Origin of the sequence: Tenuifilum thalassicum (assembly GCF_013265555.1) — a bacterium.
In the GTDB taxonomy this organism is placed as follows: Bacteria; Bacteroidota; Bacteroidia; order Bacteroidales; family Tenuifilaceae; genus Tenuifilum; species Tenuifilum thalassicum.
In genome coordinates, this window is record NZ_CP041345.1 from 2,760,088 (window position 1) to 2,772,143 (window position 12,056).

Below are 12,056 nucleotides of genomic sequence, written 5' to 3' on the forward strand. Positions count from 1 at the left end.
ATGGAATTAATAGACCATATAAAAAAGGATTTTGCTGGAATAATTCAAAAATATAATCTTTCAATTTCAGCACCTTTTCCAAGTATTGTTAATCTGGAAAATGAATATTGTAATGTTGAGTTGCAGTTAGAAAGAGGTATTGAGTTTTATGTCACTTTTATTGATAAAATATCAAAAAGAGAATATGGCTTAATGGGGCTTATAGACTTTAGAAAGTTGGGGGAAAAAATTGAAATGATAGAATCAAAGGGATTATTTGATTTACATGCTAAAATTATCGAACTATACTTCTCCGATATATTGCAAGGCGATTTCAGCTGGTCGGCTGATTTTGATGAGTTTATGAAACGTTACACGGGGTAGGAAGTATTTTACATCACATCCAAAACATTTGAAAGTGCGTCCCAGTTGAGCCGAGGCTGTAACTAAATAAGGAAGCACATTAAGTTGGGCGTTGGTTAGCGAAGCGTACCTGCATCCAACCATTCTTTCAGGTTGTGCCTGATTTCTTTTGTTGTTTTATGTTGAGTCAAGGGTGTAAAAAGCAATAAACGAGCTGTGTTCGGCGGCGGTTGCACTGCCGTCGGACTATCAGCAGCAGAGTTTATCCCGCAAAGCGGGACTGCGCCTGAGCTTCCACTTGTTAGCGCGCATTTCTTTTGAACAAGTGCGCTCCTCTTCTCGCTAGCGCGTATTTTGTAATCCATTCGTATACCACTGCCAATCAGCAAAGCAACTCCGGCATAAAAGCCTGTCCCGCCAAAGGGTCTTGGGCGGACCGTTGCGTGGGGGCTTGAAAGCGGCGCTGTTAGAGCCATACCTCAGGCATGGCGAGTTGCGCCGCGTGGCCGGCACGCCCACGGGGCACCCATCGGGACAGGCTTTTATGCCTTGATCTTTTGCTTCTTTTGCATCAAGGCAAAAGAAGGGGAAAATAAACGTGGCTTCGGCAGGCTCGGCATGACATTAATTCAAGATTTCAGATTCAAGACTTGTCCGGCATTGACGGATTTCAGAATTGTCCGGCTTAGACGGATTCAAGGCTGTGTCCGGCTTAGACGGATTCAAGATTCAAGAGCTTGTCCGGCTTTGCCGGATTCAAGATTTCAGATTTCAGATTCAAGACTTGTCCGGCATTGACGGATTCAAGATTTGTCCTGCGTTGACGGATTTAAGAATTGTCATATGATCTTCCGATACATTCCGAATGTTTCCGAATCATTCCGAATCCTTCTTCCTTCCAAGGACCCCTCCAAACCTCCCCTGAGAGGGGAGGCTTAACTCCCCTCTCCTTTTCAGGAGAGGGGCAGGGGGTGAGGTCAAAAAAATTCGAAACTCCAAAATCTAAAAACTAAACACGGTTCTTCCGAATCCTTCCGATTATTTCCGAATCGTTCCGAATCATTCCGAATCATTCTTTTAACTTCCTCTAACTTCATTATTTAACTTCCTCTAACTTCCTCATATTTTCCACCAGATCCGCCACCCCTTCAGTGATAAAAATTTTGTAACTTTACCCCAAGGAACAACCGGTAACCTTATGGACTACCCAACCTCCCCGGCGCTTGCCGATAGGTACACCGCCCTAATCAAAACCCAGTTTCAATGAAACCCCGTGCTGAGCGAGCTCCAGCGAAGCGAAGCGCGCTGGTTGAATTAATCCCGCTCCACGGCGGGAGGGACCTCATCCACAACCCCCAGTCCACCACCGGCCTGTTCGAAGGCATGGAGGAAGGGGCGATGAAAGTTAATGCTGATGCTGAAATAAAAGATATTTTAGATGCTATAAGAAATGCAAATGAAGCAGGAACTGAAACTTGTGTAATTAAGAAGTATGGTGTCGAGAATTTCTTTATTGATTATAATTTTAAACTATATGGAGATGAAGAAATTAAAATATCAGTTCTAAAATATAATTATTCAGAATTAAATATTAAAGTTTTAAAGAAGGAATGTAATATCTATAAAGGTGGTGATAATTATCATTTTGGAGCATATGGAAGTTTTACAACTTTTACCTTTTGGAGATTATAATGGAAACACAATATCAAATCTTTTGGTAATAACAGTTGAAGATAAAGATGCTGATAATATTGAAAATTATTTATTTGGCGCTACAATAAGTGCTGCTCTATCTGAAATTGAAGAGTTTCTTGGAACTGATTATGAACAACAGCCTGGTAGTTTAAGATATGATACAACTGAACAGGCTTTAGAAAAAATGGACTGTTCCGAATTAGTCGCACGCTTTTTACAGAAAGTTTGTGGTTTAGAGGAAGTTCCACATCCATTTTATACATCTTTGATGTTAAGTAGCATGAGGGATGGAAGGTTCGATAGTTTCTTACAGCACGTAAAGAATAGTGAAGAAGAAGATTTTAAGGATATTAGACCAGGGGATGTTTTCCTATGGAGTAGAAGCTCTAGTGACGGGCATACAGGGGTTGTTGTTTCTTATGATAAGGAGACAGACAAAGTAACAGTCATTGAAGCCATTGGAAGTTTAGGGGCTTCCGAAGAATCACTTTCAAAAGACCTTGATGGTTATTGTAAAAGTTGTATCCGAAAATCAATATATACAAGAACCGGAAAAGCTTTATATAAACATGAAGGTTGGAAAGGATATTTTAGACCAGTAACTACTAAATAAAACCATGAAAAAATATTTAATTATACTTATGATAGGTGTTTTTGGTTCAGGTAAAGCACAAAATAATGAATCACCTATTGACTTCTTTTCTTTAATTAAAAACCCTGAATATGTATGGACAACTACATATAGTATAAAGAAAGAAGATGATGTTACAGTTATATATTATGAATTTTACATGAAGGATGTACAGGTCGGGCAAGGGTGTATTTATGCAATTTCAAAACAATTTCCTGAGAAATGGACAAAAGATGCAGTTCAAACCCCTAAAGGAGAGTGCAATAATAAGAAAGATTATAAGCCTCTTTTTTATATAAATTGCGCAGCAAGTAGACTTTTTACAAAAGATAAAGAGAGACTAGTTAAAGAATTTGATATTTATACATTCTTTGTAGATAAGACTGATTTAGAAGGCCCATTTAAAGAGACTTCAGAATCTGGTAGTGCTGTATATTATAATGAAAAAACTGATAGCAAGGTTATTATTTATAAATACGAATCAGGCAAATGGGTCGAAATAGAAAATCAGAAATTGGGAGATGAAATACCTAGAACTTTTGGGAAAAAGTATATAAAAAAAATAGCAATGGAGAAAATCCATTAATACCCCGCTCACGCGGATTTACCTTCCTTATTCATGCGCTTCTTTTTTGGACGCGTGTGTTTTTCTTCTCGCTCACGCGTATTTTGTAATCCATTCGTATACCACTGTCACTCAGCAAAGCAACCCTGGCCTAAAAGCCCGACCCGGCAATGGGTCGATAGCTGATCGTAGATAGGGACCTGTGCAAGCGACACTGTCTGAGCCACGCCGCAGGCATGGCGAGTTGCGCCGCGCAGCAGACCCTACCACGGGGCACCCATCGGGTAGGGCTTTTGAGACTTGATCTTTTGCTTCTTTTGCATCAAGGCAAAAGAAGGGAAAAACAAACGTGGCTTCGGCAGGTTCGGCATGGCATTAATTCAAGATTTCAGATTCAAGACTTGTCCGGCATTGACGGATTCAAGATTTGTCCTGCGTTGACGGATTCAAGAATTGTCATATGATCTTCCGATACATTCCGAATGTTTCCGTGTCATTCCGTGTCATTCTCTTAAATTCCTCTAACTTCTTCTAACTTCTTCTAACTTCCTCTAACTTCCTCAAATTCCTCCTCAAACTCCGCCACACCTACAGTGAGAAAAATTTTGTATATTTACCCCAAGGCACAACCGGTAACCTTATGGACTACCCAACCACACCCGCTATTGCCGATAGGTACACCCACCTGCTCAAACCCCAATGGGATTTGATCCATAACCCCATCTCCACCACCGGGCTGTTCGACGGTATGGAGGAGGGGGCGATGTTTATGCTTGATGTAAAGAAATCATTAATGTCGTTACGCTTATACAAGAATTACCAAATTAGTTTAGTTATTGATAGCAAAAAAATTGGAGCATTAACACCTGGTGAGAAATTTTTCAAATATGAAATTCAAGATAAATTATTTTTAATATATGAGAAAGCCGGTAAATTTTCTAATATAAATATTGAAAAGACAGAAAAATATTCAAATTTTTATGATGCTACTATGTATCAAATCAAGTTAGGTGATTTTGGGTTAATTAACTGTTTATCAGAAAAAGATAGAGATATAATATATGATTTTTTGTCAGGTAAGGAAAATCATTCTGTACTTTTTGGAAGTGAGACATTGAAGATAAATGAAAAAGTTTATACTTGTGAACGGATATACAGAGATATTGAAGAAATAGAGGCAGACTTAATTAAGAAAAACGTTTATTATAAAGAATTAAACGAAAAAGAACGCTTTATATTGTATTTGCCATTGAATATGTGGTACAGAGGCTATTATTATGCAAGTGTATTTATGTATAACTGGCTTACAGGAGGTGGAGATATTCAGATGGATGAAGAACTCTTTAAATTTATAGATTCATGGCAATTATTAAAAGAAAGGAATGAAGAATATTTAAGCTATGTTGAGAAGAATAAGAATAGAAAGATAGAAATAGATTTAGAAGATGATAAATTTAGATTATATGATTTAAATGATATAAGGGGAAAAATATTAAATGAAAAAGATAAATTAGAATTAAGTTTTAAAAATATTAATAATAGTAAAAATTATGTTATAGGTGACTTAAATTTTGGTAACTGTAGTGTTGCGGAAGAGGATTTTGTATTTGATATAAACAATCCCCATAGTACTTCATTTGGTTCAGTTAGTTATAGATATTTTTTTGAAGGAGAATATGATCCACAAACAAGAACAATTATTGTAACAAAAGTATGGCAGGAAATTAAGGATGAATTTAATTTTGAGCGCTTTCAGCCACTTGGTGCATGGTCGAGCAGTATATTTGAACCAATGGAGCCAATAAGTCATGTTTCAGTGTTAGATTATAAGTATAATTATTTTAACGACACATTTAGATCCTTTCATGATAAAACAGGGATTGGTAAAGATTTTTAAATTAAAGGGAAAAGGGAAGTTAACAAGTTTATAAAAATGATTAAATTATATGAAAATGCAGTGGAGTATAGATAAAAAAATGAATTTTAAAGTTTTTCTTATAAACTTTTTATTTTGGATAATCTTTATTTCATTTTTGTGTCTAATTTTAGAGCATATCAGCTTTACTAATCAATATTATTTTTATTTTTATCCAGATTATGGGCCGCCAATTTCAAAAGATGTAATTCTAAAGTTTATTGAAAAGGAGTATACTCCATTTGCTTTTGATCCCTTTTCATCGTTATTTGGATTATTTTGGTCTTTAATTAATGCTATATTTTACTTTATAATTCCAGTAGTAATTTTTTATTCAATAAAAAGTTAAAATTTATATCTATAAACTGTTCGATATATTTAATTTAATAATAATTATTAATATATTATTTAATCCTGGATGGGATTATCTAGGTGATGGAGGTCTAATTTTTCCTGCTAAAAATCTTGCCATAATATTATTTACATTACTCATTATAATAAGAATTCTACAATATAAAAAATTGAAAAAATATAAAACAACAATAAATAAATCAGTTTAAGATTTAAAATTTATTAAAAGCAAATTAATGCCTTTGTTGAACTAAACTAACTCACAACCAATAATTTAGATTTTTAACCACTGCTGTTACTAGCTGTCTTGCAATCTAAACCCGGCATAAAAGCCTGTCCCGCCAATGGGTCGTGGGCGGGGCGTTGCGTAGGGCAAAGGAAGCGGCGCTGTTTGATCCATGCCAAAGGCATGGTGAGTTGCGCCGCGCTGCAGACACGCCCACGGGGCACCCATCGGAACAGGCTTTTGAGCCTTGATATTTTGCTTCTTTTGCATCAAGGCAAAAGAAGGGAAAAACAAACGTGGCTTCGGCAGGCTCGGCATGACATTAATTCAAGATTTAAGACTTGTCCGGCGAAGACGGATTCAAGGCTTTTTCCGGCGAAGACGGATTCAAGGCTTTTTCCGGCGAAGACGGATTTAAGAATTGTCATATGATCTTCCGATACATTCCGAATATTTCCGTGTCATTCCGTATCATTCCGTGTCATTCTCTTAAATTCCTCTAACTTCTTCTAACTTCCTCTAACTTCCTCAAATTCCTCCTCAAACTCCGCCACACCTACAGTGAGAAAAATTTTGTATATTTACCCCAAGGCACAACCGGTAACCTTATGGACTACCCAACCACACCCGCTATTGCCGATAGGTACACCCACCTGCTCAAACCCCAATGGGATTTGATCCATAACCCCATCTCCACCACCGGGCTGTTCGACGGGATGGAGGAGGGGGCGATGGGTATGCCCTGCAAGGGATGGTTCGACGACTGCGATAATGTTATAGGAATTCTGGATACTATCAGGAGTGCCCGAATCCAGGGGAAAAAAGTCAGAGTCCGAGGAAAGATTAACGAAGTGCCCATTACGTTGACCGCAAAATATATCAGAATCGGGGGAACAGACTATAAGCAGATAAGGCTAATTTCACATAAAAAGAAACCGGAATATACTTACAATCCTTCAGATTATGAAGAATATAATCAGCAGGTTCTCAATGCAGACGGAACCATTGATTGGCAAAAAGGCTTTGTTTATAGAGAGGACGGGCAAGAAGTTTTTAAAATACTTGTAGATGATGAAAGCTCAAAAATTGGGAAGTTGAAGGACTATTTGTTTGGTAAGAAATATGATGAAATAAAGGGAATTTTTAAAAATAATTCTGTTTTAACACCTGATGAAATAAAGAATGTGAGGGAACAAATAGAGATGTTAAAAGATAATGAGCAAAAGAAAGAACTATATTTAGAACTTCAGGAGAAAGTTCCTTATCATAATCAAAGAAATAATGACCAGGAACAGTACATCTCGGACAGGATGTGCAACTTAACATCAGAAGCCATGTGCCTTGAATATCTTGGCATTAGCTGTCCTACTGCAGATATGCAATTTGAAGATTATCTGGAGCAGTTACGGAAAGATAATAATTATGGGGACAGGACTACTCAGGCAGCAAGACAAAAAGTTGCTAAACATTTAGGGGCTTGCTATGATAAAAAAGATTATGGTGGAAAGTTTTCTGACGAGAAAGAAAAACTTAAAGATTTTATTTTGCCCAAATTACAATCAGGATGTGCAGTAATGTTGTCGATATGGCCTGCCTGTAAAGGGCACCTTGTCCGTGTACAAAAGTAACAAATGAAGGTCTGATAGTTGATGACCCTTACGGAATGGTCACAAGCTTTAAAACCCGTGAGGATTGTAATAGCGGTGGGTATGATACCAATTCCACCTCTGAAGAAAACTCGAAAGGCAGCGATAATCTGTGGAAGTGGGATGACATCAAAGATATTACAGTAAAATATGTTGAAGTCTATAGTAAATGTAAATAAAATAAATCATCATGAAAAACGTAATTCTGTCATTTTTAATGCTGGCATACTGCAATGCTTGTTCATCTCAAGAAAAGTTTAAGGAATTTATTAAATACTTTAAGCCAATAAATCAACCCATTGAGAATGTTTTAGACTTAACAGGCAAGGATACCCTGAATGGGAAATTCACAAACGATATCATTATACGAAGTCAGGGCAAAAAACCACAGTATATTGATAAGGATGGAAAACTTAAAACCATCAGTCAATATTATGGTCTATATCCGGAAGAACCAGATGAATATTTAAAGGATGTAAAAAAAAAGAATGGTAACTGGGAAGAAAAGAGATTTTTCTTTTATCCCAAAGTAATCCCCATAGGTCGTATTCAACTAAACCCAAATTTTGAATCCCTCATAATTAAAGTGATTGCCTACGAAACCACTTTTTACGATTTATGGAATTTTTCAAAAGCTGGCAAAGCTTTATCTGTTGTCTGTTTATTCTGGGGGATGCGTGATGGAGGCCCACTGGATGAAAAAGTAACGTTTACTATTGTGGACTCCAAAATCACAAAGGAAGGAAATATTATCTGGCACGAAAACGCAGACGGATTAGAAACATTCAGGACCTATAAGTTAAATGACGAAGGTTATTTTCAGATAATTAAAGAAGAACAGAAGGGTGAATCTGAATTTTAGATACGGTGATTACAAGAAAGGCGTCGATTTTCATTGCAAATGCAACTCTATGGGTATATGATTTGGGTGCATAATGGCTTAAATTTTCAAGAACGAGAGAGAAAAGGTTGCCCCTTCCCTCCTCGTTCCTGATGGTTAAGGGTTACCCTTGTTCGTGCACGTCTTCTATTGACGCGTGCGCTCTTGCACTCGCTATCGCGGATTTACCTTCGGTTAGCTCCCTTCGGTCGGTTGTAATCTATGCGTACACCACCGCCGCTCAGCAAAGAAAACCCGGCCTAAAAGTCTGTTTCGCCAATGGGTCGAGAGCGGATCGTAGATAGGGGCCTGTGCAAGCGACACTGTCTGAGCCACGCCGCAGGCATGGTGAGTTGCGCCGCGCACGCAGAGACGCTCCCGGGGCACCCATCGGGTAGGGCTTTTCAGCCTTGATTTTTTGCTTCTTTTGCATCAAGGCAAAAGAAGGGGAAACAAACGTGGCTTCGGCAGGTTCAGCATGACATTAATTCAAGATTTCAGATTCAAGACTTGTCCGGCATTGACGGATTTCAGACTTGTCCGGCATTGACGGATTCAAGATTTGTCCTGCGTTGACGGATTTAAGAATTGTCATATGATCTTCCGATACATTCCGAATGTTTCCGAATCATTCCGAATCCTTCTTCCTTCCAAGGACCCCTCCAAACCTCCCCTGAGAGGGGAGGCTTAACTCCCCTCTCCTTTTCAGGAGAGGGGCAGGGGGTGAGGTCAAAAAAATTCGAAACTCCAAAAACAAAAAACTAAACACGGTCTCAAATCTTCCGAATCCTTCCGATTATTTCCGATTCGTTCCGAATCATTCCTTCAAATTCTTTAAACCCCACTAAGTGCAACAAAAAAAGGTTGCCGAAGCAACCTCTCAAGATTCTTTATAGTAGGATTAAAGTTTTCGTTTAACCTCAACTTCGTGGAAGCCTTCTACGAAATCGCCAACTTTAATATCGTTAAAGTTCTTAATGTTCAGGCCGCACTCAAAACCAGCAGATACTTCCTTAACATCATCCTTAAATCGTTTAAGCGATTCAAGCTCACCTGTATAAATTACAATACCATCGCGGATGAGTCGAACCTTGTTGTTTCTTGAGATTTTACCGTCGCGAACAATACATCCAGCAACAGTTCCAACCTTCGAAATCTTGAACACATTGAGGACTTCAGCTGAACCGGTAATCTCTTCCTTGATTTCAGGTGCAAGCATTCCCTCAATTGCATCCTTGATCTCGTTAATTGCATCGTAGATGATTGAGTAAAGACGGATATCTATTTCTTCCTTTTCGGCTAGCTTTCGGGCACCTGCTGAAGGTCGAACCTGGAAACCGATCACAATAGCATTTGATGCTGCTGCCAGAAGGATATCGGATTCTGATATTTGACCAACGGCTTTATGAATTACGTTAACCTGTACCTGTTCGGTTGAAAGTTTGATAAGGGCGTCGGATAGGGCCTCAATTGAACCATCCACATCACCTTTAACAACAAGGTTTAGCTCTTTAAAGTTGCCGATAGCAATACGACGACCAATCTCGTCGAGTGTAATATGCTTTTTGGTTTTTAAGCTTTGCATTCGAACTAGCTGCTCACGTTTGTTTGCTATTTCGCGAGCCTCCTTGTCGGAATCAAGGATGTTAAAATAATCTCCAGCTTGGGGCGCACCATTCAACCCAATTACCTGAACGGGTGTTGATGGTCCTGCTTCTTGAATTCTTTGGCCGCGCTCATTAAACATTGCTTTTACGTGGCCATAGTAGATACCTGCGAGCATGATGTCGCCTTGGTGAAGTGTTCCGTTTTGAACCAAAACGGTGGCAACATATCCACGGCCTTTATCGAGAGATGATTCAATAACAGTACCAGTTGCCTTCCTTTTTGGATTGGCTTTAAGCTCTTGAAGCTCAGCTTCAAGTAGTACTTTCTCAAGAAGTTTGTCAACATTAAGACCTTGCTTTGCCGAAATTTCTTGGCATTGGTATTTACCGCCCCAATCCTCAACAAGGTAGTTCATGTTTGCCAACTCACCTTTGATTTTTTCGGGGTCGGCAGTCGGTTTATCTATTTTGTTTATAGCAAAAACAATAGGAACACCAGCAGCACTTGCGTGGTTAATAGCCTCAACAGTTTGGGGCATAACTGCATCATCAGCAGCAACCACAATGATTGCCACATCGGTTAGCTTAGCACCACGTGCACGCATAGCGGTAAACGCTTCGTGTCCAGGGGTATCTAGGAAAGTGATTCTTTTTCCATCTTCAACCTCAACGCTGTAAGCACCAATGTGCTGGGTAATTCCTCCAGCCTCACCAGCAATTACATTTGAATGGCGGATGTAGTCGAGCAGTGATGTTTTTCCGTGATCGACATGGCCCATTACGGTAACAATGGGTGGACGAGGTACTAAATCCTCAGGTCTATCTTCCTCTTCTTCTTTTATGTCTTCTTGCAAATCGGCGCTAATGAATTCAACCTGATATCCAAACTCATCGGCAACAAGAGCCATGGTTTCTGCATCAAGACGTTGGTTGATTGAAACCATTAGGCCAAGATTCATACATACATCAATAACATCGGTAACTGGTACGTTCATCATAGCCGACAGCTCATTGGCCGAAACGAACTCAGTAACCTTAAGAATTTTCTTTTCCTGTTCTTGGCGTTCTAACTCCTCGCGCTGACGTGCACTTAGTACCTCACGTTTCTCACGACGATATTTTGAACTCTTAGTCTTTCCTTTACTAGTAAGACGTGCAAGAGTTTCTTTAATTTGACGTTGTACCTCTTCTTCGTCTACCTCAGGTCGGATAACTTTTTTCTTTTTCTTCTTAAGCTTTTTGGCTTTGTTATCCTCCTTGCGCTTTGGATCGGAGGTATTAGCTGGAGTCCCAGGCTTGTCGGGAGTAGCCTTTTCTCCCTTTTTAATGCGTTTCCTTTTTTTCTTTTTAGCATCCTTGTCAAAATCGGATGAAGAGGCAACAGGTTTTTTCTTCGTTTCAAACTGGCTTAAATCAATCTTCCCTTTAATGGTAGGCCCAGTTAACTTTTCTACTTTAGCCTTATAAACCTCCTCTTGCTTATCTTCTGAACTTGCTTCTGCTGTAGGTTCAGCAGGCTTTTCCTTTTTCTCCTCTTGTTCTTGCTTGGGCTCTTTATCTTCTTGCTTTTCTTTTGACTTTTCCTTCTCTTCTTTTTTATCCTTTTTGCTCTTTTTGGATGATTCTATATCTATTTTTCCAACCACTTTTGGTTGTTCAACCTTTACTTCGGTTTTTATTTCTTCTGGTTCAGGGCGTTTTTCCTCTTTGGTGATTGAGGTATCCTCTTCCTTCTTGTTAGCAGTAGGTTCTTCCTTAGGCTCTGGTTCGCTTTTTTGTTTCTTTTTAGCACCTTTGTCTAAATCGATTTTACCTTTAACCTTCAAATCGATTTTAGGTTTTTCTATTTCAATGGGTTTCGCAGCCTCAATGGTTGTGGTTTTTATAATAACCTCGTCGTCAGTCGATTCTTCGGTTGGCTCTTCTTCTTCGCTTTCAATATCATCAATTGATATTGATTTTTTCTTATCCCTTAGAGCCTTGAGGTTTTCTTTTTGTTGTTCTGTTTTTTTCTTTAGATCGAGTTCGCTGCCAAACTCATCTTCTAATATAGAAACAACATTTCCATCAACCTTAGCGTTAGGGTCGTTACTTACATCGTATCCCTTTTTGTGAAGAAAATCTACCAGCGTCCCCACGCCAACGTTGAACTCTTTTGCTAACTTACTGAGCCTAATTTTTTTTTCGCTTGTCATAAA

8 protein-coding genes are annotated in these 12,056 nt (G+C 38.8%); 7 read left to right on the plus strand and 1 reads right to left on the minus strand.

Translation table 11 applies throughout. The annotated features are described in order from the left end of the window. From FHG85_RS11490 to FHG85_RS11520, 7 genes are all read left to right on the plus strand, one after another. A complete protein-coding gene (locus FHG85_RS11490; protein WP_173076030.1) occupies positions 1–363 on the plus strand; it encodes a hypothetical protein in 363 nt (120 codons plus the stop codon). 1,242 nt (positions 364–1,605) lie between these two features. Next, the gene (locus FHG85_RS11495) at positions 1,606–2,034 is read left to right on the plus strand and encodes a hypothetical protein (RefSeq protein ID WP_173076032.1); all 429 of its coding nucleotides are present in this window, start codon (positions 1,606–1,608) and stop codon (positions 2,032–2,034) included. Continuing rightward, positions 1,997–2,650 (plus strand): CHAP domain-containing protein, encoded by a 654-nt coding sequence (locus FHG85_RS11500; RefSeq protein ID WP_173073682.1) that lies wholly within the window; start codon positions 1,997–1,999, stop codon positions 2,648–2,650. Before FHG85_RS11495 ends, FHG85_RS11500 begins: the two co-directional genes overlap by 38 nt. A gap of 4 nt (positions 2,651–2,654) precedes the next feature. After that, positions 2,655–3,254: a hypothetical protein gene (locus FHG85_RS11505; protein WP_173073684.1), complete on the plus strand. Its 600-nt coding sequence runs from the start codon at positions 2,655–2,657 to the stop codon at positions 3,252–3,254. Positions 3,255–3,873: 619 nt separating this feature from the next. Beyond that, positions 3,874–5,130, plus strand: a complete 1,257-nt coding sequence (locus tag FHG85_RS11510; RefSeq protein ID WP_173076034.1) for a hypothetical protein — start codon at positions 3,874–3,876, stop codon at positions 5,128–5,130. Between the two features lie 1,203 nt (positions 5,131–6,333). Beyond that, entirely contained in the window at positions 6,334–7,353 is a 1,020-nt protein-coding gene (locus tag FHG85_RS11515; protein ID WP_173076036.1) for a C39 family peptidase, read from the plus strand. Between the two features lie 208 nt (positions 7,354–7,561). Then, positions 7,562–8,233, plus strand: a complete 672-nt coding sequence (locus FHG85_RS11520; RefSeq protein WP_173076038.1) for a hypothetical protein — start codon at positions 7,562–7,564, stop codon at positions 8,231–8,233. Positions 8,234–9,152: 919 nt separating this feature from the next. Here FHG85_RS11520 and infB read toward each other — a convergent pair. Then, positions 9,153–12,053 carry a translation initiation factor IF-2 gene (gene infB, locus FHG85_RS11525; RefSeq protein ID WP_173076039.1) on the minus strand — a complete coding sequence of 967 codons (2,901 nt, stop codon included), beginning with the start codon at positions 12,051–12,053 and terminating at the stop codon, positions 9,153–9,155. Positions 12,054–12,056 lie beyond the last annotated feature (3 nt).